Source organism: Mycobacterium sp. 1465703.0, from assembly GCF_001672975.1.
Taxonomy (GTDB): Bacteria; Actinomycetota; Actinomycetes; order Mycobacteriales; family Mycobacteriaceae; genus Mycobacterium.
In genome coordinates this window covers 1-23840 of sequence record NZ_LZKU01000178.1, presented here as the reverse complement: position 1 = coordinate 23840, position 23840 = coordinate 1, and the positions used below count along the sequence as shown (strand labels likewise).

General features: G+C 65.9%; 23 protein-coding genes, 1 tRNA gene and 1 pseudogene. 13 read left to right on the top strand and 12 right to left on the bottom strand.

What is annotated here, in order from left to right; translation table 11 throughout:
- Positions 1 to 610: alpha/beta hydrolase fold domain-containing protein (locus A5625_RS16220; protein ID WP_156748283.1), on the top strand; the 610-nt coding region annotated here is incomplete at its 5' end.
- Here A5625_RS16220 and A5625_RS16215 read toward each other — a convergent pair.
- Positions 607 to 1719, bottom strand: a complete 1113-nt coding sequence (locus A5625_RS16215; RefSeq protein ID WP_066995758.1) for an alcohol dehydrogenase catalytic domain-containing protein — start codon at positions 1717 to 1719, stop codon at positions 607 to 609. The genes A5625_RS16220 and A5625_RS16215 overlap by 4 nt on opposite strands.
- Positions 1720 to 1733: 14 nt before the next feature.
- On the opposite strand from A5625_RS16215, the gene A5625_RS16210 reads away from it, so the two are divergent.
- Together A5625_RS16210 and A5625_RS16205 are read left to right on the top strand one after the other, a co-directional pair.
- Positions 1734 to 2219, top strand: coding sequence for a thioesterase family protein (locus A5625_RS16210; RefSeq protein ID WP_156748281.1), 486 nt, complete (start codon positions 1734 to 1736; stop codon positions 2217 to 2219).
- Between the two features lie 110 nt (positions 2220 to 2329).
- Positions 2330 to 2770, top strand: coding sequence for an SRPBCC family protein (locus tag A5625_RS16205; RefSeq protein ID WP_066995741.1), 441 nt, complete (start codon positions 2330 to 2332; stop codon positions 2768 to 2770).
- Positions 2771 to 2868: 98 nt separating this feature from the next.
- On the opposite strand, the gene A5625_RS16200 is transcribed toward A5625_RS16205, so the two are convergent.
- A complete protein-coding gene (locus A5625_RS16200) occupies positions 2869 to 3546 on the bottom strand; it encodes a GntR family transcriptional regulator (protein ID WP_197516129.1) in 678 nt (225 codons plus the stop codon).
- A 184-nt stretch (positions 3547 to 3730) separates the two neighbouring features.
- On the opposite strand from A5625_RS16200, the gene fadD5 reads away from it, so the two are divergent.
- From fadD5 to A5625_RS16185, 3 genes are all read left to right on the top strand, one after another.
- Complete coding sequence (gene fadD5 / locus A5625_RS16195; protein WP_066995753.1) at positions 3731 to 5326, top strand: fatty-acid--CoA ligase FadD5; 1596 nt, start codon at positions 3731 to 3733, stop codon at positions 5324 to 5326.
- Positions 5327 to 5586: 260 nt separating this feature from the next.
- The gene (locus A5625_RS16190) at positions 5587 to 6402 is read left to right on the top strand and encodes an ABC transporter permease (protein WP_066995735.1); all 816 of its coding nucleotides are present in this window, start codon (positions 5587 to 5589) and stop codon (positions 6400 to 6402) included.
- Position 6403: 1 nt separating this feature from the next.
- The gene (locus A5625_RS16185) at positions 6404 to 7273 is read left to right on the top strand and encodes an ABC transporter permease (protein WP_066995732.1); all 870 of its coding nucleotides are present in this window, start codon (positions 6404 to 6406) and stop codon (positions 7271 to 7273) included.
- Between the two features lie 243 nt (positions 7274 to 7516).
- Here the strand turns inward: A5625_RS16185 and A5625_RS28440 are convergent.
- A pseudogene (locus A5625_RS28440) lies at positions 7517 to 7868 on the bottom strand (MlaD family protein); the annotation flags it as partial.
- A 323-nt stretch (positions 7869 to 8191) separates the two neighbouring features.
- Here A5625_RS28440 and A5625_RS16175 point away from each other — a divergent pair.
- The gene (locus A5625_RS16175; RefSeq protein ID WP_066995725.1) at positions 8192 to 8728 is read left to right on the top strand and encodes a hypothetical protein; all 537 of its coding nucleotides are present in this window, start codon (positions 8192 to 8194) and stop codon (positions 8726 to 8728) included.
- A 787-nt stretch (positions 8729 to 9515) separates the two neighbouring features.
- Entirely contained in the window at positions 9516 to 10004 is a 489-nt protein-coding gene (locus A5625_RS16170) for a glutathione peroxidase (RefSeq protein WP_066995723.1), read from the top strand.
- Between the two features lie 43 nt (positions 10005 to 10047).
- Here the strand turns inward: A5625_RS16170 and A5625_RS16165 are convergent.
- From A5625_RS16165 to A5625_RS16145, 5 genes are all read right to left on the bottom strand, one after another.
- A tRNA-Met gene (locus A5625_RS16165) sits at positions 10048 to 10124 on the bottom strand.
- A gap of 82 nt (positions 10125 to 10206) precedes the next feature.
- The gene (locus A5625_RS16160) at positions 10207 to 10743 is read right to left on the bottom strand and encodes a cupin domain-containing protein (protein ID WP_066995709.1); all 537 of its coding nucleotides are present in this window, start codon (positions 10741 to 10743) and stop codon (positions 10207 to 10209) included.
- Positions 10744 to 10804: 61 nt separating this feature from the next.
- On the bottom strand, positions 10805 to 11509 hold the full coding sequence (locus tag A5625_RS16155) for a nitroreductase family protein (protein ID WP_066995706.1): 705 nt from the start codon (positions 11507 to 11509) through the stop codon (positions 10805 to 10807).
- Between the two features lie 21 nt (positions 11510 to 11530).
- Positions 11531 to 12166, bottom strand: coding sequence for an HD domain-containing protein (locus A5625_RS16150; RefSeq protein ID WP_066995750.1), 636 nt, complete (start codon positions 12164 to 12166; stop codon positions 11531 to 11533).
- Between the two features lie 180 nt (positions 12167 to 12346).
- Complete coding sequence (locus tag A5625_RS16145) at positions 12347 to 12997, bottom strand: HD domain-containing protein (RefSeq protein ID WP_066995703.1); 651 nt, start codon at positions 12995 to 12997, stop codon at positions 12347 to 12349.
- A gap of 132 nt (positions 12998 to 13129) precedes the next feature.
- Here A5625_RS16145 and A5625_RS16140 point away from each other — a divergent pair, with 132 nt between their 5' ends.
- Entirely contained in the window at positions 13130 to 14140 is a 1011-nt protein-coding gene (locus tag A5625_RS16140; RefSeq protein WP_197516128.1) for a GlxA family transcriptional regulator, read from the top strand.
- A gap of 3 nt (positions 14141 to 14143) precedes the next feature.
- Here the strand turns inward: A5625_RS16140 and A5625_RS16135 are convergent, their stop codons facing one another.
- Both A5625_RS16135 and A5625_RS16130 read right to left on the bottom strand, forming a co-directional pair.
- Positions 14144 to 17125 (bottom strand): UPF0182 family protein, encoded by a 2982-nt coding sequence (locus tag A5625_RS16135; protein ID WP_066995700.1) that lies wholly within the window; start codon positions 17123 to 17125, stop codon positions 14144 to 14146.
- A gap of 74 nt (positions 17126 to 17199) precedes the next feature.
- A complete protein-coding gene (locus A5625_RS16130) occupies positions 17200 to 18222 on the bottom strand; it encodes a PDZ domain-containing protein (RefSeq protein WP_066995697.1) in 1023 nt (340 codons plus the stop codon).
- Positions 18223 to 18324: 102 nt separating this feature from the next.
- Here A5625_RS16130 and A5625_RS16125 point away from each other — a divergent pair, with 102 nt between their 5' ends.
- The 3 genes from A5625_RS16125 (at position 18325) to A5625_RS16115 (ending at position 22099) form a co-directional block, all read left to right on the top strand.
- Complete coding sequence (locus A5625_RS16125; RefSeq protein ID WP_197516127.1) at positions 18325 to 19716, top strand: zinc-dependent metalloprotease; 1392 nt, start codon at positions 18325 to 18327, stop codon at positions 19714 to 19716.
- Between the two features lie 35 nt (positions 19717 to 19751).
- Complete coding sequence (locus A5625_RS16120; protein WP_066995691.1) at positions 19752 to 20618, top strand: cyclodehydratase; 867 nt, start codon at positions 19752 to 19754, stop codon at positions 20616 to 20618.
- A gap of 122 nt (positions 20619 to 20740) precedes the next feature.
- Positions 20741 to 22099 (top strand): AarF/ABC1/UbiB kinase family protein, encoded by a 1359-nt coding sequence (locus tag A5625_RS16115; RefSeq protein WP_066995744.1) that lies wholly within the window; start codon positions 20741 to 20743, stop codon positions 22097 to 22099.
- Here A5625_RS16115 and A5625_RS16110 read toward each other — a convergent pair.
- On the bottom strand, positions 22096 to 22368 hold the full coding sequence (locus A5625_RS16110) for a WhiB family transcriptional regulator (protein WP_066995688.1): 273 nt from the start codon (positions 22366 to 22368) through the stop codon (positions 22096 to 22098). The two genes, A5625_RS16115 and A5625_RS16110, sit on opposite strands and share 4 nt — an antisense overlap.
- 81 nt (positions 22369 to 22449) lie before the next feature.
- On the opposite strand from A5625_RS16110, the gene A5625_RS29175 reads away from it, so the two are divergent.
- The gene (locus A5625_RS29175) at positions 22450 to 22692 is read left to right on the top strand and encodes a hypothetical protein (protein ID WP_066995685.1); all 243 of its coding nucleotides are present in this window, start codon (positions 22450 to 22452) and stop codon (positions 22690 to 22692) included.
- A gap of 76 nt (positions 22693 to 22768) precedes the next feature.
- On the opposite strand, the gene A5625_RS16100 is transcribed toward A5625_RS29175, so the two are convergent.
- On the bottom strand, positions 22769 to 23840 hold a 1072-nt coding region (locus tag A5625_RS16100; RefSeq protein ID WP_197516126.1), incomplete at its 5' end, for an ATP-dependent DNA helicase UvrD2.

Sequence of the window (23840 nt, the reverse complement as noted above, 5' to 3'; positions counted from 1 at the left end):
CTGCACGGTGGTTTCGGTGGACTATCGGCTGGCTCCCGAGCATCCCTGTCCCGCCGCGCTCGAGGACGCCGGCGCTGTGCTGCGGTGGGTGGCGGCGAATGGGGGTGAACTCGCAGTCGATCCGGCACGCGTGGCCGTCGCGGGCAGCAGCGCCGGCGCCGCCCTGGCCGCGTGCCTGGCGCAGCGGTCCGCCGACGGGGCACTGCCGCCGGTGGCGTTCCAGCTGCTGCACCAACCCGTGCTGGACGATCGGGCCACGCCGTCGAAAGCGGAGTTTCGCACCAGCCCAGCGTTCGACGGGGAGGCCGCCGATCTGATGTGGCGCCACTACCTGGGCCCGGCGGCCGCGCCGGAATCCGCGGTGCCCGCGCGGCGGAGCGGATTCGCCGGGCTGCCACCGGCTTTGATCACCTGTGCCGAGATCGACCCGTTTCGTGATGAGGCCGTCGACTATGCGCTGCTGTTGCTGCGTGCCAAGGTCTCGGCCGAGCTGCACGTCTTCGCGCGCACCTGTCACGGATTCGATTCACTGCTGCCGGACTGGTCAGGCTCGCAAACATTGTTCGCGCTGCAAGGCCACGCCCTGTGCATCGCCCTGCACGGTGACTAACCGTCGAATCTGATCAGCTGTCGCACTGCGGTGCCATTGGCCAGATGGTCCATCGCTTCGTTGATGTCCTCCAGCGCAATCGTCGACGACACCAACGATTCCACCGGCAGCCGGCCGGCCCGCCACAGCTCGACGAACCTGGGGATGTCCCGGCTGGGTACCGCCGAGCCGAGGTAGCTGCCGATCAGTGATCGGCCCTCGGCCACAAAACCCAACGGCGACACGGTGATTCGCGCGGCTGGCGGCGGCAGGCCCACGGTGATGGTGCGTCCGCCGGGTGCGGTCAGGTCGATCGCGGTCTCCAGCGCGGCGGGGTGGCCGACGGCCTCGACCACCACCGCGGCCTTTACCCGGGCGTCGGCGGCCTGCTGAGGCGTGTAGGCGTGGTGGGCGCCCAGTCGACTTGCGGCGGCCAGCTTTTCGGGCAACTGGTCGACGGCGACGACGCGGACGTCGTCGTAGGTCAGCGCGGTGAGCAACGCCGCCATCCCGACACCTCCCAGCCCGACGACGGCCACCGTCTGGCCCGGCTGTGGATGTCCGACGTTGAGCACCGCGCCACCACCAGTGAGCACCGCGCACCCCAGCAGCGCGGCGACGTCGGGTGGGACGTCACTCGGCACCGCGACCGCACTGGCCCGATTGACGACCGCGTGCGTCGCGAAACCCGACACCCCGAGGTGGTGAAACACCGGGTGCCCGGCGCGGCTGAGCCGAATGTCGCCGCCCAGCAAGGTGCCCGCGCCGTTCGCCGCGCTGCCCAGTTCGCACGGCGTGAGGCCGTCGGTCGCGCACGCCGCGCAATGGCCGCACCGCGGCAAGAACACCAGCACCACCCGCTGACCCACGGCCAGGTTGTCGACGCCCTCGCCGACCCGCTCGACGATCCCGGCGGCCTCGTGGCCGAGCAACATCGGCACCGGCCGCACTCTGTTCCCGTCGACCACCGACAGGTCGGAGTGGCAGACGCCGGCCGCCTCGACGCGGACCAGGACTTCGCCGCGTCCCGGCGGCGCGAGGTCGAGTTCGCTGATGGTGATCGGCCGCGACTGTGCATAGGGCCGCGGTGACCCGATGTGCTCCAGCACCGCGCCCCGGATTCCAGACATGTTGGAATACAACCATGGCGCCGGCTTCCGTAGTTCCGCCCGCACCCGACGGGCTGACCAGCAACGACTTTCCGGTACTGTGGCCGGTCGGAACCCGGTGGGCCGACAACGACATGTTCGGCCACCTCAACAACGCCGTTTACTACCAGTTGTTCGACACCGCGATCAACGCCTGGATCAACACGGGGACCGGGCTAAACCCGATCACCACGCCCGCGCTGGGCATCGTCGCCGAGTCGGGCTGTCGCTACTTCTCCGAATTGCATTTCCCGCAGAACCTCGCGGTGGGCCTGGCCGTCACGCGACTGGGCCGCAGCAGCGTCACCTACCGGCTGGGGGTGTTCCGGTCGCCACCACCGGGCGCCGACGCACCCGCGAGCGGGGAACCGATTACCGCGTTGGGGCACTGGGTGCACGTGTACGTCGACCGGGTCACCCGCAAGTCTGTCCCCATTCCCGACGCCGTGCGCGCGCTGCTGGCGACGGCGTCGGTGGACTGATAAGTCGACCACCAAGCGCCCAGATCACCCTTGGCACCAGGTGTTTCGTCATCGGTCGCGTCCGCGACGGCACCGCCGGGCCGCATCACCGGCCCGGCTATGCTTCGCGCATGCCAGTCATGAGCAAGACCGTCGAGGTGGACGCCGACGCCGCACTGATCATGAAAATCGTCGGCGACTTCGAGGCCTACCCGCAGTGGAACGAGGAGATCAAGGGCCTCTGGGTGCTGGCCCGCTATGACGACGGGCGCCCCAGCCAGCTACGGCTCGACACCGATTACCAAGGCATGCAGAGCATGTTCATCCAGGCCGTGTACTACCCGGGCGAAAATCAGATCCAGACCGTCCTGCAGCAGGGCGACCTGTTCACCAAGCAGGAGCAACTGTTCAGCGTGGTGGCCATGGGCGGGTCGAGCTTGCTGACGGTGGATCTGGACGTCGAAACCTCGATGCCGGTTCCGGCGCCGATGGTGAAGCAGCTGCTCAACAACGTCCTGGACCACCTGGCCGAGAGTCTCAAGCAACGCGCCGAGCAGTTGGCCGCGAGCTAGCGCTCGACCCGCTTCGCCCGGCTTCGGCCTGTAGTGACGACCCGCTGCGCCCGGCTACGCCGCGCTTGCGATCGCCACGGCCGCGCTCGCGATCGCCGCTAGAAGATCCCGGTGCGATCGCGCATCTCGGTCAGCCGGGTGGCCGCGTCGGTGAATTGCCACACCGTGAGCTCGATGACCGCGGCGGTATCGCGCCGGCGCAGTGCGGCGGTCAGCTGCCGGTGGTTGTCGACGGCGGCCTTGCCCCATTCCGGATCGGCGGCGTAGACCAGCACCGGCATGTAGCGCGCGGCGTTGAGCAGGAACCAGGCGAGTTTGATCCGGCCACTGGCCTGGTTGAAGACACGATGAAAAGCGAACTCGATGCCCGCGATGGTGTCGGCGTCACCGGATCCGACGGCCGCCGCGAGCGAGTTGTTGATCCGGTCCAGCTCATCGATCTCGGCGTCAGTGATGTGGTCGGTGGCCGCTGCTGCCAGCTCCCTGGCAATCGACGCCTGCAACCAGAAGATGTCCTCGATGTCCTGCCGGGTCAGCGGCAGCACGACGTGGCCGCGGTGTGGTTCGAGCTGCACCATGCCTTCGCCGCGCAGTTTCAGCAGGGCTTCCCGCACGGGGGTGACGCTGACTCCGAGCTCGGCCGCGGTCTCGTCCAGACGGATGAACGTCCCCGGGCGCAGAGTGCCGGACATGATGGCCGCCCGCAGATGACCCGCAACCTCGTCGGACAACTGCGCCCGCCGTAGCGGCCGCCGGCTTCTCGGCTGCATAGACATCGGTGCGTTCACGGGGGCTGCCAGGGCTTTCCTCGGCTGGGCGGGTCGGGGTTTAAGTTTTGACGGGTGTTGGCGGGGTCTTGTCAGTGGACGGGTCAACGCCTTAATGTGACCCACACAACACTAAGTTTTATCAAATATCAACCTGGCGCAAGCGGTGCGCGAGTGAAGGGAAGTGTTGAGTTTGACCGCGCAATTGGCGAACCATCTGACACAGGCGAACGAGCAGCCGTACCTGGCCCGGCGACAGAACTGGGTTAACCAACTCGAGCGGCACGCGCTGATGCAGCCGAAGGCGACGGCGCTGAGGTTCCTGGGCAAGACGGTGACGTGGGGCGAATTGCGCAGCCGGGTGGCAGCGCTGGCCGATGCGCTGAGCCGCCGGGGCGTCGGCTTCGGCGACCGGGTCATGATCCTGATGCTCAACCGCACCGAGTTCGTCGAGTCGGTGTTGGCCGTCAACATGCTGGGAGCCATCGCGGTTCCGCTGAACTTCCGGCTCACCGCCGCCGAAATCGCCTTCCTGGTCCAGGATTGCGAAGCGCGGGTAATGATCACCGAATCCGTGCTGGCTCCGGTGGCTACCGGAGTGCGCGATATCGAGTCGTTGCTGAGCACCATCGTGGTGGCCGGTGGTTCGACCGGCGACAACGTGCTCGGCTACCAAGATCTGCTGGACGAATCCGGGGCAGAGCACCAGCCCGTCGACATCCCGAACGACTCGCCGGCGTTGATCATGTACACCTCGGGCACCACCGGCCGGCCGAAGGGCGCGGTGCTGACCCACGCCAATCTGACCGGCCAGACGATGACCGGCCTCTACACCAACGGCGCCGACATCAACAGCGACGTCGGATTCATCGGTGTGCCCTTCTTCCACATCGCCGGCATCGGCAACCTGCTGACCGGGGTGCTGCTCGGCATCCCGACGGTGATCTACCCCCTCGGGGCATTCGAACCCGGGCAACTGCTCGACGTGCTCGCCGCGGAGAAGGTCACCGGAATCTTTTTGGTGCCTGCCCAGTGGCAGGCGGTCTGCGCCGAACAGCAGGCCCGCCCGCGCGACCTGAGATTGCGGGTGATGTCGTGGGGTGCGGCGCCGGCGCCCGACGCGCTGCTGCGGGAGATGTCGGCGACGTTCCCCGGCACCCAGATACTGGCTGCGTTCGGCCAGACGGAGATGTCGCCGGTCACCTGCATGTTGCTGGGGGAGGACGCGATTCGTAAACGAGGCTCGGTCGGCAAGGTGATCCCCACCGTGGCCGCCCGCGTCGTCGACGAAAACATGAACGACGTGCCCATCGGTGAGGTTGGTGAAATCGTTTACCGCGCACCAACTTTGATGAGCGGCTACTGGAACAACCCGGAGGCCACGGCAGAAGCGTTCGCCGGCGGCTGGTTTCACTCCGGCGACCTCGTCCGGATGGACGAGGAGGGTTACGTGTGGGTGGTCGACCGCAAGAAGGACATGATCATCTCCGGCGGCGAGAACATCTATTGCGCCGAAGTGGAAAACGTGCTCGCCAGCCACCCCAGCATCGTCGAAGTCGCCGTTATCGGGCGGGCCCACGACAAGTGGGGCGAGGTGCCGATCGCCGTCGCCGCTGTCGCGGGCGACAATTTACGGCTCGATGAGCTGGACGAGTTTTTGACCGAACGGCTGGCGCGATACAAGCACCCCAAGGCGCTCGAGATCGTCGACGCGCTGCCGCGCAACCCGGCCGGGAAGGTGCTCAAAACTGAACTGCGAATCCGCTACGGAGTAGGGGAGATCGACTAAATCCATTCTTAGGCAAGAGGTTTTAAGGACAGAGAGGAAAGTTGACGGTAGCTGTAACGTTTGCTCGTTGTTGGCGAAGGGTTAATTGTGCGGATGCGGTTCACACCTGCTTGGCCATCGGGTACATTCCTGTGGTCTCCGTTACTACTTGCCAGTAGGGAGCCGATGGTCACAGACGTTGAGTCGGGGCGAGGAGGAGGCGTGCTACACGATCCGCCGCGACGCCGTGAGGCGCGTGGTGACAGCGCGAGGGGGCAGCGGTGACTTCGACGTCGACTAGTCGACGGGGTCCCTACTTGGTCAGCTACGTGCGCGACCAACTGCAGCCCCCGCTGACGCTTGTCGGTGGGTTCTTCCGGATGTGCGTGCTCACCGGGAGGGCGCTGTTCCGCTGGCCGTTCCAGTATCGCGAGTTCATCCAGCAGTGCTGGTTCATCATGCGGGTGGCGTTCCTGCCGACCATCATGGTGTCGATCCCGCTGACCGTTCTGCTGATCTTCACGCTGAACGTCCTGCTCGCCCAGTTCGGCGCCGCTGACCTGTCCGGTGCCGGCGCGGCGATCGGCGCCGTCACCCAGCTCGGCCCGCTGACCACGGTGCTGGTGGTCGCCGGCGCCGGCTCGACCGCGATCTGCGCCGACCTGGGTGCCCGCACCATCCGCGAAGAGATCGACGCGATGGAGGTGCTCGGCATCGACCCGATCCACCGGCTGGTGGTGCCCCGGGTGATCGCCGCGACCTTGGTCGCGACTTTGCTCAACGGTCTGGTGATCACCGTCGGCCTGGTCGGCGGCTACCTGTTCGGCGTCTACCTGCAGAACGTGTCGGGTGGTGCTTACCTGGCCACCCTGACCACCATCACCGGATTGCCCGAGGTGGTGATCGCGACGGTCAAGGCCGCGATCTTCGGCCTGATCGCCGGCCTGGTCGGTTGTTACCGCGGCCTGACCGTGCGCGGCGGCTCCAAGGGCCTGGGCACCGCCGTCAACGAGACCGTCGTGCTCTGCGTCGTCGCGCTCTACGCCGTCAACGTGGTGCTGACCACCATCGGCGTGCGGTTCGGGACGGGGCACTGACATGTCGACTTCCGCCGTCTTTCGCTCCCGCTTCCCGCGGGCGGCCGAGAACCTCGATCGCTACGGTCTTGCCGCGGCCCGCGGACTCGACGACATCGGTCAGATGGCGTGGTTCGGCACCATCGCCGTCGGGCACATCCCGCACGCACTGCGCAACTACCGCAAAGAGACGTTGCGACTCATCGCCCAGATCGGCATGGGCACCGGCGCCATGGCCGTCATCGGTGGCACCGTCGCCATCGTCGGCTTCGTGACGCTGTCCGGTAGCTCGCTGGTCGCCATCCAGGGCTTCGCCTCGCTCGGCAACATCGGCGTCGAGGCGTTCACCGGTTTCTTCGCCGCGCTGATCAACGTGCGCATCGCCGCGCCCGTCGTCACCGGCATCGCCATGGCCGCCACGGTCGGCGCCGGCGCGACGGCGGAGCTGGGTGCCATGCGCATCAGCGAGGAGGTCGACGCCCTGGAAGTGATGGGCATCAAATCGATCTCGTTCCTGGCTTCCACCCGCATCATGGCCGGCCTGGTCGTCATCATCCCGATCTACTCCATGGCGATCATCATGACTTTCCTGTCCCCGCAGATCACCACGACGGTGATCTACGGGCAGTCGCACGGAACCTATGAGCACTACTTCCGGACCTTCTTGCGTCCGGACGACGTGTTCTGGTCGTTCTTGGAAGCGATCATCATCACCGCGGTCGTGATGATCACCCACTGCTTCTACGGCTACAACGCCGGCGGCGGGCCGGTCGGCGTGGGCGAGGCCGTCGGGCGCTCGATGCGTTTCTCACTGGTCTCGGTGCAGGTTGTTGTGTTGTCCGCCGCGTTGGCGCTGTACGGCGTCAACCCCAACTTCGCCCTCACGGTGTAACCGCCATGGCCCGACCGATCCAGACCAACGCCCCGCGGACGCCGCCGTACAAGCTGGCCGGCGTGGCGCTCCTGATCGTCGCCGCACTCGCGCTGGTGCTGATCTACGGCCAGTTTCGGGGCAACTTCACTGCCAAGACCCAGTTGACCATGTTGGCGTCGCGGGCCGGGTTGGTGATGGATCCGGGTTCGAAGGTCACCTTTAACGGGGTGGAGATCGGCCGGGTGGGGTCGATTTCGGAGACGGTGCGCGGCGAAATTCGCTGCCGCGACGGATTGGCCGGCGTCGTCAACGACACGTACTTGCCACCGAACACCGTCGTCGCCTTGATATCGGCATTCACATTCGCCGGAATCAGCTTCAAATACCGCGGATACACCTCAAGGGTGAACTTCGCCGCCGGCTTCCCGTCGCGCACCGTCTCCGAAATCGACCCCACCCGGCCGATCTCCACCCCGTTAAAGGTCACCTTCGAACCCGGATCCATCACCAACCCAGCCCGCGACGCCAACATCGTCAACTGCGTCTTTTCCGTGAAGGCACCCCGAAACTGCCCGTAGATCAAGGCCAAAACCAGTACGCCGACGAGCACCATCGCGACGGCGATCCACTTATACGGCGGTGTCCGTTGCGAGTTGATCTGCACAGGTGAGCCGGGACCTGAATGTGTCGACAAGACCCCAGCTGCCCCTTACGTCCGCGCCGCGGCCTCCCGGCACTACGGCAATTGACCCCCTGCCCTTGCCAGGGGCTTCGTACACACATGCATAACGAAGACCAGTGAAATGTACCGTGACGCCCGCGACGGTGCGAACCGCCGTTCACAACATCGACGGGCCGCTTTGGCCGCCAGCCTTTCTGCAGACAACGCGTGCGTCGCGCGAGGTTAGGCTCGAGGAGAACTAGGAAAGGTGCGCGATGCTCGCAGCGTTCGGATTCGAATCCCTGGGTGTGGTCGTCGGAGACATGTATTTCATCGACCCGTCACCGCTCGAAGGTCAGGAAACCCCGGAGCGAGGAGTCAGGCTGGAACTTCGCCTGGTCGACCGGGCCGAGCCGCATGGCTCGATCTATGCCGGCGTCCCGATCGCCTTCACCCGCCCGGTGTGGCGGGTGGACCTGTTCGGATCCACTGACAGCCCGCCCGGCACGCTGGACCGCGCCCATCACCACCCGCGGTTCAACGGTTGGGAACCCAGTCGTCGGCACTTTGTGCCCGAGCTGTCGGCCGACCCGCTGTCCTGGCTGGCCGAGCAGCTGGCCGACCCGGCCGCTGTGCTGGCCCGGGCGGGCGTCGACGCCGATGAAGTCAGCGAAGCCGACAAGACCGGGATTGCGGCGGCGGCCCCGGAGATCGTCGCCGCGGTGAAACGGTTGCTCGACGGCGTGCGGGACGGTGAATTGGCCCCGGCCCCAGCCGAGCCGGTTGCCGCCGCCCGCACCGGCTGGCTTTAGAACCCCGACGAGCGCTGCCGCCGGCTCGTTCGCCGACTGACCATGGCTCAGCCCGACGATGACTTTTCCGGATTGTCGGCCTACTCTTGCTGCTCGATACCCCGCTGACGGCTATCGATCGACTGCTGGTCGTTGAATCTGCCCGGCGCGGTGCAACTGTTGGGCACTCCGGCCGCAGACTTCACGCGCCCGGGCACGCGCGGCTTGAGCGCGCCGGCGCGTGGTGTCGAGATCTGCCCGGTTCACCGAAGGCCGCGGATCAGTTATGGGGTCGCGCCGGGAAACCATTGCGGCGATGCGTCTGGCCTCGCGTGCCCGGTGAGCTTTTTGTCGGCATGCCGCGGAGCAGTAACGGGCATCAGAGCGGCCGTAGAAGCCGGCGCCGCAGACAGCGCAAGCCAACATAGCTGCAGCATAGCCGCTACGAAACGGCTGGTGTCACGGAATTTGGTGGCCTCGCGGTTCGGCAGCGGGATGGCCGCAGCGGCGATGCCCTGCTCCGAGCATCAGGTACTGGCCTTGTCTTGGTGTGGGGCATTGCTGACTTCTGCTGCCCGCTCGCGGACGCGGACAGATTCTTCGCGGGCGGCCGCCGCGGCGTGTTTGGCGGCCTCGGCTCGGGCAAGCGTTTTGCGAACTTTTTCGAATGTCGCTCTGCGGTTGCCGTCGTGCATGGCGTTCCTCGCGGTGCGGGCTACGTTTAGCCGTTTCGTTGCCGGTTGGCCAGCACCCGAAACCGGTATGAGCCAGGCGCGGGCTTTGGCCACATTGCGTTAGCGTCGTCATCGTGACTCTCAAAGACATCGCTCTGATCACCCTCGACGGTCAGTCGACGACCCTTGCCGAATTGTCCGATGGCGCAACGCTGGTCGTCAACGTTGCCTCCAAATGCGGACTGACTCCGCAGTACACGGCGCTGGAGAAGCTCGCCAAGGACTACGGCGACCGCGGTCTCACGGTCGTCGGCGTGCCCTGCAACCAATTCATGGGCCAGGAACCGGGCACGGCCGACGAGATTCAGGAATTCTGCTCGACGGCCTACGGGGTGACGTTCCCGCTGCTGGCGAAGACCGATGTCAACGGCGACGACCGTCACCCGCTGTACGCCGAGCTGACCAAAGCCGCCGACTCCGACGGAAAAGCGGGAGATATCCAGTGGAACTTCGAGAAGTTCCTCATCGCACCCGGCGGTGAGGTGGTGCAGCGCTTCCGGCCCCGCACCGAGCCCGACGCCCCCGAGGTGATCAGCGCCATCGAGGCTGTGCTGCCGCGGTAGGCATGAAAACGGCCCCCGGAGAATCTCCGGGGGCCGTTTTACCTGGTAGCGGGGACAGGATTCGAACCTGCGACCTCTGGGTTATGAGCCCAGCGAGCTACCGAGCTGCTCCACCCCGCGTTGGTGAATGCCAGGTTACCGAACCGGTGTCACGGCGACCAAATCGCGGGCTCAGGGGCGGTCGAAGGTGCCGGATCCGGTGTCAGTGCGACGGCGGGTTCAGCCCGTATCGCTGCGCGATGTCGCCCATCCACTCGGGTGATCCGTAGGTCAGCCCGTACTTGTCGGCGAGCTCGCCGAACTCGGGCAACTCATGCAACGGCTTGCCCGCCGGGTCGTCGGCATGCTCGACCAGCAGCTCGCCTAATTCGCGGAAATAGTTCTCGAATCCACCCGGAGTGATGACCTCGATGATGCGGCCCGGCTCGCTGCCAGCGTTCCACATCGCGTGCATCTGGCCGCGGGGCTTGGTGATGTAACCACCGGGCCCCAGGACCACTTCACTGTCGTCGGATCGGAAGCCGATCTCGCCCGCCAGCACGATCGAATGCTCGTCCTCGCGCGTATGCCGATGCGCCGCGGTGAGCAAGCCGACTTCGAAAGGGTGCTCGACGATGGAGACCTCGCCGCCGTTGGTCTTGCTGGACAGCTTGAACACCGCCCCGAAACCGGGCAAGGCGACGTAATCGCCTTGCCCTGGCTGGACCACGGTGACGCCAATCGGGTTCAACTCGGTCATTGGACCTACCTTCCTCGAAATACCCTTGCGCTGCAATGGTTCGGCCGCTTTTCGGGTCGGCTCAGCCGGCCGCCGCCACGCCGCTCGTCGTGTCGCCGTGTGGCGGCCAGAGCGGCTGCGGCACCTCGACACCGAACGGCGCATCCCAGTGGTTCCGGGAGGAAACCTCATGCACCGGATGGCGATTCGCCGCGACACCCCACCTGCCCAACGGGTAGCCCAGGGTGAGCATGGCAGACATCTTCCAGCCCTGCTCGACCGGAACTCCCAGCAGCTCGTTCACCTCGTCCTCGAAATTGCGGAGCACCATCGTCATGACGCCGCCGACGCCCTCGGCACGGGCCGCGAGTAACGCACTCCAGATCGCCGGGTAGATGTTGGCGCCGCCCAGGTCATCGATGGCGAAGACGAACAGCAACAGGGGGATCTCTTCGAAGTGGTCGGCCAGGTAATTCCCCGAGCCCTTCATCCGGCGCATCGTTTCGGCGTGCGCGGAAGGATCCGCTCCGGGCGCCGGAGCCACCATCGGTCCCGTTCCAGTGCTGAACTTTTCGTATTCGAGGGCGCGGGCTTTGCGGAAGAGTTGGGCGAACTTGCGGATGAGTTCCCGATCGTCCACGGCCACGAAGTGCCACCGCTGGGTGTTACCCCCGTTCGGGGCGCGAACGGCGGCATCGAGGATGCGGGCCTGGGTGTCCAGTGGAATCGGATCCGGCCGCAACCGCCGCATCATCCTGGTGGTGTACAGCGCTTCATGGATATCCATTTGTCCGCTCCTTTCCGCGGGTTATTCAGGCCAAGGGCTGTTGTGGACCGCCTCGACCAAGTTGCGGGGCTTGAAGTTTGGATCGAAGTGCTGCAGGACGTCGGCATTCATGGTGCCGTGGGTGGTGTCCGGGCGGTGCTTCATACCGTCGTTGAAGGCCGTGAGGATGCGATTCTTGAAATCGGGGCGCGGGTGCGCGGCGATCACAGCCTCGATAGCGTCCGGTGAAAGGGCCGCTCGATCGAGACCGACGACGTCGGTCGCGACACCGGCTACGAGCAAGCTGATTTCGGGCTCAAGGTGGGCCGGCACCCCTGGCGTCGTGTGCAACGCGATACCCAGCCACACCTTGTGGGCCTCGGATTCATCGATGCCGTGCTGCACCAAGAAGTCGCGGGCCGCGTCGGCACCGTCGATTTCGAAGCGCTCGGTCGAGGTGCCGTAGCGCGCTGTGAGCCCTAGGTCGTGGAACATCGCCGCCACGTAGAGCAGCTCGAGGTCTGGTTGCAGGCCTAGGCGGCGCCCATGTAGTGCCCCGAACAGGTACGTCCGCCGGGAATGGTGGAAGAGCACGTCGTCTTCGGCGCTGCGGATGAATTCGGTCGCCTCGCGCACTAGCGCGCTATCGGGTATGACGACACCGGCAATGGTTTCCATCGACTGGATCACCAGATCGCTCCTTCTCGAATGCTTGGAGTTAGCTTGCGCCGCGGCACAGTCAGTCGGCCAGAGGGTTGCGGCCACGTTTCCCACGGAATCGGACAGGTGCCGGCGCCCGATCGGCGGGCCGAATCCGCCGCCTTCCGCGGCACCGCCGGAAGGTCGTCGTCACCGCGCCTATTCGGGCCACGTGTTGTTGAGGATGATCTCGACGAAGTTGTCACGACGGAATGGCGGGTCGAAGTGCTGCAGCACGTCCGCATTGACCGTGCCGAAGGTGCTGTGTGGGCGGTGCTTCATGCCGTCGTTGAAGGCGGCCAGAATACGCCGCTTGAAATCCGGCCGGGGATGAGCGGCAGTGACCGCGGCCAGGGATTCGGGCGAAAGATCATCACGGCCGATACCCAACACGTCGGTCTCGACACCGGCTGTAACCAAGGCGATTTCGGGTCCGAGGAACTCAGGTATGCCGGGGGTCGTGTGCAGCGCAATGCTCAGCCACACTTTGTCAGCATCTACTTGGTCGACCCCGTGCTCCAACAGGAAGGCGCGCGCCGCGTTCGCGCTGTCCACTTCGAAGCGCAGGTTGGACGTGCGGTAACGCTCGGTCAGGCCCAAGTCGTGAAACATCGCCCCGGCGTAGAGCAACTCCAGGTTTGGTTGCAGGCCCCGCCGCCGGCCCTGCAGCGCGCCGAACAGGAACACCCGCCGGGAATGGTCGAAGAGCAAGTCGTCTTCGGCGTCGCGGATCAATTCGGTGATATCGCGCACAAGCGGGGTGTCCGGGACGACGATGTCAGCGATACTTTCGACGGGCTGAGTGACCATGGTCAACCTCCTGTATAGGGCGAGTGATGAGTAGTATCCAGCCGCCCAGTTCCGTCTGTCCGACGCTATTGAGCCGTCTTCACCACAGAACGCGACGCAATCGCCAGCCCGTCGGCCGGCTATCACCGTCTGATGCGACATGTTTCCCTCGAATTGCGACACAATGTATCGGTGGCTGAAGCCGGTGCGCGGTCGCGCGTGGTAGTTATCGTGGTCTTCGACGATGTGACGTTGCTGGATGTCGCGGGAGCGGGTGAGGTCTTCGTCGAGGCCAACCGGTTCGGCGCCGACTACCAGATCAAAATCGCGTCGGTGGACGGTTGCGAGGTGACCAGTTCGATCGGGACCCCCTTTGGCGTGACCGATCGCATTTCTGCAATCGAGTCCGCCGACACCGTCATTGTCGCGGGCAGCGACCATCTGCCCGGACGTCCGATCGATCCCGCTTTGGTCCAGGCCGTCAGGTCGTTGTCGGCCCGGACCCGACGCATCGCCTCGATATGCACCGGCTCGTTCGTTCTCGCGCAGGCGGGTCTGCTCAGTGGCCGGCGCGCTACCACCCACTGGCACGATGCCCGGCGATTCGCCCGGGCCTTCCGGGATGTCACCGTCGAGCCGGATGCGATCTTTGTGCGCGACGGCAACATCTTCACCTCGGCCGGGATTTCGGCGGGCATCGATCTGGCGCTGGCATTGGTCGAGATGGATCACGGGACCGAACTGGTCCGCGACGTAGCCCGATGGCTGGTCGTCTATCTCAAACGCGCCGGCGGCCAATCGCAGTTCTCGGTGTTACTCGAAGCCGACCCCCCGCCGCAGTCCCCGCTGCGCGCGGTCACCGATGCGATCGCAGCCGACCCTGGCGCCGACTACAGCGTGAAAAGGCTTGCGGCCCTTGCATCGTTGAGCACACGCCAGCTGACCCGGCTCTTCCAATCCGAGCTGGGGATGACGCCGGCACGGTATGTCGAATTGGTACGAATCGATTTCGCCCGCAACGCACTTGAATCCGGCCGGTCCGTCACCGAAACCGCGGGCATGGCCGGTTTCGGCAGCATCGAAACGCTGCGAAGGGTTTTCGTCAACCACCTGGGCATCAGCCCCAAAGCCTACCGGGACAGATTCCGAACGGCGTACGCCTGAGACCTATTTGGTGTTGTTGTACTTGGTGATCGCGTCGTCGAGCCGCTGCAACGCCGCACCGTAACCGGCGAAATCGCCCTTCTTCTGCGCGTCCTTCGCCGCGCCGATTGCTGCCTGAATCTCTTGCAGGACAGCTGATTTGGCCGGCGACAAGGTCACCGCCCCGTCGGGCACCGGCGGTGCGGCCACCGGCGGCGGTGATCCCGGCGTCACGGCCGGAGCCGGCACACTGGCCGGTGGACTGGCGGCGGGTGTCCCGGACTCGGTGGGCTGAATGCCCGTCGCCGCCGCTCCCGCGCCCGGACCGAACAGCCCGGTCAGCGCGTCACGCACGGTGGGGCCGTAGCCGATCTTGTCGTTGTACATCATCGCCACCCGGATCAGCCGCGGATACGACGATGCCGCGTCGCTGGCCCCCGGCGAGGCATAGACGGGTTCGACGTAGAGCAGCCCGCCCTGACCCACCGGCAAGGTGAGCAAGTTGCCCCACCGGATGCGGTTCTGGTTGTCTCGCCCGATCACGCCGAGGTCCTGCGACACCGCCGGATCGGTGGTGATCGCGTTGTTGGCCAGCTTCGGCCCATTGACCTGACCCGGAATGGTCAGCACGGTGATCTTGCCGTACGTCGCGGGGTCGGAGCTGGCACTGATGTAGGCGGCCAGATAGTCGCGCTTGAACCTGTTCATCGCGCTGGTCAACTGATACGACGCCGTATTGTCGTTCTTCGCAATGTTTTTCGCGACGATGTAATACGGCGGCTGGTAGCTGCTGGCCGTCGGGTTGGGATCCAGCGGCACGTCCCAGAAGTCCGAGGTGGAGAAGAACGTCACCGGATCGTTCACGTGGTACTTGGCCAGCAGCATGCGCTGCACCTTGAACAGGTCCTCGGGATAGCGCAGATGCTCGGCCAGCTCGGGGCTGATGTCGCTCTTGGGCTTGACGGTGCCCGGGAAGACCGACATCCAGGCTTTGAGCACCGGGTCACGCTCGTCTTGCTGGTAGAGCGTGACCGTGCCGTCGTAGGCGTCCACAGTGGCCTTGACCGAGTTGCGGATGTAGGAGACCCGCTTGTCGGGCGCCAGCCTGTTGAACGCCACTTCGTTGGAGTCCGCGGTCGCCGACTCCAGCGAGGTGAGTTCGGAATACGGGTAATTGTCCAACGTGGTGTAGCCGTCGATGATCCACACCAGTCGCTTGTTGACGATCGCCGGGTACACCGAGCTGTCGGTGGTCAGCCACGGCGCCACCGCCTCCACCCGTCGCGCCGGGTCGCGGTTGAACAGGATCTTGCTGTTCGAGCCGATCACGTTGGAGAACAAGAAGTTTCGCTCGGCGAACTTCGCGGCGAACACGCTGCGCGACAACCAGTCGCCGAGCGGGACGCCGCCGAGCCCGGTGTAGGTGTAATTCTTGGTCTCGTTGCTGGTCTCGTAGTCGTATTCGCGGTCATTGCCGTTGCGCCCGACGATCGCGTAGTCGGCCGACGTGTTGGAGATGACCGGTCCGAAATAGACGCGAGGCTGATCGAGTTGCGCCGGGCCGTCGGACACCACGCCGCCGTTGGCGCCGACCACGTTGACCAGAAACTCGGGGTAGCCGCCGTTTTGGTTGGGGTCGTTGGCAATTCCGCGCACCGTGTTGGCCGGCGAGGCGATAAAGCCGTTGCCGTGGGTGTAGACGGTGTGCCGGTTGATCCAGTCCCGCTGGTTGTCGATCAGCCGGTCCGGGTTCAGTTCGCGGGCCGCCACCACGTAGTCACGCAACGCCCCGGTGCGGTCCTGGTACCTGTCGATGGAGAGCTGGTCGGGGAAGTAGTAGAAGTTCTTGCCCTGCTGGAACTGGGTGAACGCCGGGCTGACGATAGTCGGGTCGAGAAGCCGGATGTTGGAGGTGGTCGCGCGATCATCGGCGACCTGCTGGGCGGTGGCCTGCGTGTCGCCGGTGTAGTTACGGTAAGTGACCTGCTCCGAGGTCAGGCCGTAGGCCTGCCGCGTCGCGGCGATGCTGCGGCTGATGTATTCGCTTTCCTTCTGCGCGGCATTGGGTTTGACGCTGATCTGCTCGACGATCAGTGGCCATCCGGCGCCCACGATCAACGACGACAGCAGCAACAGCACCAGCCCGATCGCCGGAATCCTCAGGTCCCGAAGGGCGACCGCCGAGAACACCGCGATGGCGCAGATCAGCGCGATCGCCATGAGGATCAGCTTCGCCGGCAGCACCGCGTTGATGTCGGTATACCCGGCGCCGGTGAAGGGCTTGCCGCCGCGGGTGTGCGACAGCAACTCATAGCGGTCCAGCCAATAGGCAACCGCCTTCAGCAACACCAACAGCCCAACCAGGGTGACCAGCTGGATTCGCGCCGAGCGGCTCAGCGCACCCGTACGACCGGACAGCCGGATGCCGCCAAAAATATAGTGGGCCAACAGATTGGCCACGAACGCCAGGAATACCGCGACGAACATGTAGCTGAGCAGCAGCCGGTAGAACGGCAGCTCGAACGCGTAGAAACCCAGATCCTTGCCGAACTGCGGATCCTTGATGCCGAAGTCGCTGCCGTGCAAGAACAGTTGGATCCGCACCCAGTAGCTCTGCGCGATGATGCCGGCCAGCAAGCCGATCGCCACCGGGATTCCGGCGCTCACCAGTCGCAGCCGGGACAGCACCAGGGCGCGGTAGCGCGCCACCGGGTCGTTGTCGTTGCTCGGCACGAACACCGGGCGGGTGCGGTAGGCCACCGCGAGCCCGGCGAACACGATGCCGCCCACCAGCAGACCGGCCACTAAAAAGACCACAAACCGGGTGACCAGCACGGTGGAAAACACCGAGCGATAGCCGAGCTCGCCGAACCACAGCCAGTCCACGTACGCGTCGATCAGCCGCGGACCCGCGAGCAGCAGAGCGATCACACCCAGTGCGATCAGGATCAGAATCCGGCTACGCCGAGTCAGCTTCGGCATCCGTGCGGTGGGCCGCATCCCCACTGGCTACGCTCCCTGATCGATTGCTAGACGGTGACAACTCTACGCATGGCACTACAGGTGATCGCCGGCGTTCGCTAGCAGCTTGGCGGCTGCCCGCCCGACCCGATCGTGTGCAGCGCATCGACTGCCTGGCCGAGCGTCTCGACCTTGACCAACTTCAAGTTGGACGGATTGTCCGAACTGGCCTCATAACAATTCTTCGCCGGCACCAGAAACACCGTGGCCCCGGCCGCGTGAGCGGCGACCATCTTGTGGGTGATGCCGCCGATCTGACCCACCTTGCCGTCGGCGGAAATGGTTCCGGTGCCCGCGATGAAGTTCGACTTGGCCAGATCGCCGGTGGTCAGTTTGTCGACCACTGCCAGGCTGAACATCAGTCCGGCAGACGGCCCGCCGATATTGGCCAGATTGAAGTCCACGGTGAACGGTGCCCACGGTGCATCGAGCACCGCGACACCCAGGAAGCCGTAGTCACGGTCTTTGTTGGCGCCCAGCGTGATCTGTGCCACACCGGCCGGCTCGTTCTTGCGGCGATAGTCGATCGTCAGCACCTGGCCGGGCTTGGTGTTCTTCAGCAAGCCGGTGAACTCCTCGACAGTGGCCACCGGTGTGCCGTTGACCGCGTCGATGGCGTCACCCGTCTTGAGCTTGCCCACCGAGGGGCCGGGCTCGGAAACCTTGGCCACCGTGACCGCCTCCGGGTATTTCAGGAAGCCCAGGGCCGCGTAAGCGGCGCTGTCCTCGGATTGCTTGAAGTCCGCGTTGTTGGCCTTGTCGACGTCCTCCCGCGACTTACCGGGCGGATAGATGAGATCCCGCGGGACCAGCTGTTCCTGGTCCGAAAGCCACAGCGTCAGCGCCTCGCCCAGCGTCAGTTGGTCGCGCTGGGACACCGTCGTCATGTTGAGGTGGCCGGTCGTCGGATGCGTCTGGGTGCCCTCGATCGCCACCACCTGCTTGCCGTCGACCTCGCCGAGCGTGTCGAAGGTGGGGCCGGGCCCCAGCGACACGAACGGCACCGTCACCACCGCCAGCAACACGCCGAACGCCACGATCGGCACGAGCGCGACCACCAGGGTCAGAATGCGCCTGTTCACGCCGATCAGACTAGACGGCGCCCGCGGCACCGATTCAGCTACAGCGCCCGGTAACCGGGTTCAGCTACAAGCTGACCCGAGGTCGCGCTGTCTGATCCCGTGGTGAGTACCGTTGAGGGTATGGCTGACCTGCCTTTCGGTTTCTCCCCCGGAGAAGACCCCGACAAACGCGGGAAAAAAGATCCCGATTCGGGATCGTCGGACCCGTTCGCCGCCTTCGGCATGAGCGGTGACTTCGGCATGGGCGATTTGGGGCAGATCTTCACCCAACTGGGCCAGATGTTCAGCAGCGCGGGCACTGTCGGGCCCGGCGGAACGTCCTCGGGACCGGTCAATTACGAGTTGGCGCGGCGAGTCGCGACGAATTCGATCGGCTTCGTGGCGCCGGTCCCGGACACCACCAACTCGGCGATCTCCGATGCGGTGCACCTTGCCGAAACCTGGCTGGACGGAGCCACCGCGCTGCCGGCGGGCACCACTAAGGCGGTGGGTTGGACCCCCGGCGACTGGGTCGACAACACGTTGCAGACTTGGAAGCGGCTGTGTGACCCGATGGCTCAACAGATTTCGACGGTGTGGGCCGCCTCGTTGCCCGAAGAAGCCAAGAGCATGGCCGGACCGCTGATGCAGATGATGTCGCAGATGGGCGGTATGGCGTTCGGCTCGCAGCTCGGACAGGCGCTGGGCCGGCTGTCCCGCGAGGTGCTGACGTCGACCGACATCGGTTTGCCGTTGGGGCCCAAAGGGATTGCGGCGATATTGCCCGACGCCGTCGAGTCGTTCGCGACCGGACTGGAGCGTCCGCGCAGCGAGGTCCTGACGTTTTTGGCCGCGCGTGAGGCCGCCCACCACCGGCTGTTCAGCCACGTGCCGTGGCTGGCGAGCCAACTGCTGGGCGCCGTCGAGGCGTACGCGATGGGCATGGAGATCGACATGTCCGGGATCGAAGAGCTGGCGCGCGACTTCAACCCGGCCTCGCTATCTGACCCGGCGGCAATCGAAAACCTGCTTGAGCAAGGCGTTTTCGAGCCCAAGGCGACGCCGGCGCAGACGCAGGCACTGGAACGCCTGGAGACACTGCTCGCCTTGATCGAAGGCTGGGTTCAGGTGGTGGTGGCCGCGGCGCTGGGTGACCGGATTCCCGGCGCGGCCGCGCTCGGTGAGACCATGCGCCGCCGCCGGGCCAGCAGTGGTCCGGCCGAGCAGACCTTCGCGACGCTGGTCGGGCTGGAGCTGCGGCCGCGCAAGATGCGTGAGGCCGCCGCGTTCTGGGAGCGCCTGACCGAGGCCGCCGGGGTAGACGCCCGCGACGGCATCTGGCAACACCCCGATCTGCTGCCCGACGCCGATGACCTCGACGAGCCCGCGGGCTTCATCGACCGGGTCATCGGCGGTGACACCAGCGGTATCGATGAGGCGATCGCCAAACTCGAGCGAGAGGGCAAGGACCCCGGCGACGCTACGGGTCCTGACGGCGGCTCTGTGGATAACTGACCGGGGGCTCGACTCCGGCGTGACACAGTTGCACGGTGACTCAGCGGTGCCAGGCCGTGCCTTCCAGTTATGCGCTGGATCCTGCGCTGCCGGTCCTGCTGCGACCCGACGGTGCGGTCCAGGTGGGCTGGAACCCACGCCGCGCCGTGCTGGTCCGTCCACCGGATGGCCTGCCCGCTGCCGAACTGGCCATGCTGTTGCGGTCCATGTGGTCGCCGACCCCGCTCTCGGAGTTGCAGCACCGCGCCCTCGAGCGTGGTTTGACTGACACTGACGGCCTGCGAAACCTGGTCGCGCAATTGGTCGGTGCCGGGGTGGCGACCGAATGCGGCCGAACGCGCGGACGGTCGGCCTCGGTGCGGATCCATGGCCGCGGACCGCTGTCGGAGCTGCTGGTGGAGACGTTGCGTTGTTCGGGCGCGCGGATCACGCACAGCAGTCAACCGCATGCCGCGGTGTCGGCCAATGAGGTCGACTTGGTGGTGTTGTCGGACTACCTGGTCGCCGACCCACGCATGGTGCGCGATCTGCACAGCCAGGGCGTCGCGCATCTGCTGGTGCGGGTGCGCGACGGCATCGGACTGGTCGGCCCGCTGGTGATTCCCGGCGTGACCAGCTGTTTGGGTTGCGCCGACCTACACCGCCGGGACCGCGACGCGGCATGGCCGGCGATCTGTGCCCAGCTACGCGAAACCGTCGGCGTCGCCGACCGGGCCACCGTTTTGGCGACGGCGGCACTGGCGCTCAGCCAGGTGAACCGGGTGATCGCGGCCGTGCACCGGCAGGAAGCGGCACCCGATCCGGAACCACCCCAGACGCTGAACGCGACCCTGGAATTCGATCTGGATGCGGGCGCGATCGCCACGCGACCGTGGGCCAGACACCCACTGTGTTCGTGCTGACCAGTGGGCGATTCGACGAGCTGTAGTGAAGACCACATTCTCCGATCGAGTCCCGTTGACCAGCCCGTTAATTAGCGTGACAACGCGCGTTGTCGACATCGCTGCGAAACGCGCTGGCCATCATGGATGATGGGTACGTGTCTGACATCAAACGGGGCCGTGCTGCGCGGAACGCGAAGCTGGCCAGCATTCCGGTCGGATTTGCCGGCCGGGCGGCGCTCGGATTCGGTAAACGGCTGACCGGAAAATCCAGAGACGAGGTCCAGGCCGAGCTGCTGGAAAAGGCCGCCCACCAACTGTTCACCGTCCTCGGCGAGCTCAAGGGCGGCGCGATGAAGGTGGGCCAGGCCCTGTCGGTGCTCGAAGCCGCTATTCCCGAAGAGTTCGGCGAGCCCTACCGCGAAGCGTTGACCAAGCTGCAGAAGGATGCCCCGCCGCTACCCGCCGCCAAGGTGCACCGGGTGCTCGACGCCCAGCTGGGCACCAAGTGGCGCGAACGGTTCAGCTCGTTCGACGATGCCCCGGTAGCCTCGGCCAGCATCGGCCAGGTCCACAAGGGGGTATGGTCCGACGGCCGTGAGGTGGCGGTCAAGATCCAGTACCCGGGTGCCGACGAGGCACTGCGGGCCGACCTCAAGACCATGCAGCGCCTGGTCAGTGTGTTCAAGCAACTCGCGCCGGGCGCCGACGTGCAAGGCGTGGTGGACGAGTTGATCGAGCGCACCGAGATGGAACTGGACTACCGGCTGGAGGCCGAGAACCAGCGTGCCTTCGCCAAGGCGTATCAGAACCACCCCCACTTCGCGGTGCCGCGCATCGTGGCCAGCGCACCGAAGGTGGTGATCCAGGAGTGGATGCAGGGCACCCCGATGGCCGAGATCATCCGGCACGGCACCGTCGAGCAGCGCGACCTGATCGGCACCCGGCTGCTCGAGCTCACCTTCGATGCGCCGCGCCGGCTGGGGATGCTGCACGGCGACGCCCACCCGGGCAACTTCATGCTGCTTCCCGATGGCCGAATGGGTGTGATCGACTTCGGCGCGGTTGCCGCGCTGCCCGGCGGCTTGCCGATCGAGCTCGGGATGAGCATCCGGCTGGCTCGCGACAAGAACTACGACATGCTGTTGCCGACGATGGAGAAGGCCGGCTTCATCCAGAAGGGCCAGCAGGTGTCGGTGCGCGACATCGACGACATGCTGCGCCAGTACGTCGAACCGGTCGAGGTCGAGGTCTTCCACTACACGCGTAAGTGGCTGCAGAAGATGTCCGCCGTCGAGATCGATCGCTCGGTGTCGCAGATCCGGACGGTCCGGCAGATGGACCTGCCAGCCAAGCTGGTCATCCCGATGCGGGTGATCCTGTCGGTGTCCGCGATCCTGTGCCAGCTGGATGCGCACGTGGCGATCAAGGCGCTGTCCGAAGAACTGGTCCCCGGCTTCGCCGAGCCAGACACCGCGGTCATCTCAGAACCGGCGCCCTAGGCGGCGGCTCCGTCCTCCCGGCGGCCTTTGCGGGGACGTCCGCGCGGTCGTTTGAAGCTCAGGACCGAACCGCGGTCGATGATTTCGCCGCCCCACACACCCCAGGGTTCGGCCCGTTCCAACGCCGCCGCCAGACACTCGCGCCGGACCGGGCAGCTCGTGCACAGCGTCTTGGCGCGCTCGAGATCGGCTGGGGCGTCGGCGAACCACAGGTCGGGATCGCCGACATGACACGGCAGGGCCTGTCTGGGGACTGTCGCTGCCGACATGTCCTACCACCTACTTCCTGGTCTGGATTGCTGTCCTTAGTGGTGATCCGGACCAGGTCGACAGTTGTCGACCCAATAACTATGGCCACGGATCCTGGTGACTTCGGGTCCGTGGCCATCTGGGAGAAAACCGGGCTGGGTGCTTACCTTGCCTTCGGTGGGCCCCCGACTACTACGGACGCGTCGGTCACGGCGGCGCGATGCTTAAGCGCGGCCGCCCCGGCGGCGTGTGCGGCATGGAAGGCACCCGCGGACATCACCGCGCGGGCCACGCCTACACCGAACGCGTCGCTGATCATCGTGGCCACCTTCCTTCTTCCGTAGTGCCGAGTTGCGGTTTCGAGGGTAAACGGTCACCGCCGCCGACCACAACCGATTTTGTGACCTGCGGGTTTAGCGGTCAGCGGCCGCGCACCAGCTCCAGCACGTCGGGGCCGTACTGTTCCAGCTTTCGGGAGCCGATGCCGGGAATCGCGATCAGCGCCTCGTCGTCGTCGGGCCGCAGCTCGGCGATGGCGATGAGCGTGTTGTCGGTGAACACGACGTAGGCGGGCACCTTCTGCTCCTTAGCCACATCCAGCCGCCATGCCTTGAGCCGCAGCAACAGATCCTCGTCGATGTCGGCCGCGCAGGTCTCGCAGCGGCGCAGCATGATGGCCGCCGGGGTGGTCAGGTTGTTGTTGCAGATCCGGCAGCGGGTCGCGGTGCCCCGATTGCGCCGAGGTTTGTTCGGCGCCGCGTCGGCCCGCGCCTGGGGTGCGATGCCGTTGAGGAACCGCGACGGCTTGCGGTTCTGCCGCCCACCCGGGCTGCGGGCCAGTGCCCAGCTGAGGGCCAAATGCGTTCTGGCCCTGGTGATTCCGACGTAGAGCAGTCGCCGCTCCTCCTCGACTGCTTCACTCTCGGCGCCGTGCGCCAACGCGTGCGAGATGGGCAGTGTGCCGTCGGCCAACCCGACCAGGAACACCGCATCCCATTCGAGGCCCTTGGCGGCGTGCAGCGAGGCCAGTGCGACACCCTGCACCACCGGTGGGTGCCGGGCATCGGCGCGAGACCGGAGTTCGGACAGTAAACCCGCGAAGTCAAGTTGCGGACGTTGCGCCACTTCGTCGTCCACCAACTCGGCCAGCGCGCTCAGCGCTTCCCAGCGCTCCCGCGCCCGGGCGCCGACCGGCTCTTCGGCCGTCAGCCCCAGCGGTTCCAGCACCGCACGCACCACGTCGGGCAGTGGGCTTTCCAGGGGCTCGGCGCCGGTGCGCTCAGCGGCCCGGTGCAGCGCCACCAGGGCCTGCTTGATCTCCTGGCGGTTGAAGAATCCCTCGCCGCCGCGAACCTGATAGGCGATGCCGGCCTCGGTCAGCGCCTCCTCGTAAATCTCCGACTGCGCGTTGACTCGGTACAGCACCGCGATCTCGGAGGGCGGGGTGCCGGCTTCGATGAGCCGCTTGATCGACGTCGCGATCGCGGCGGCC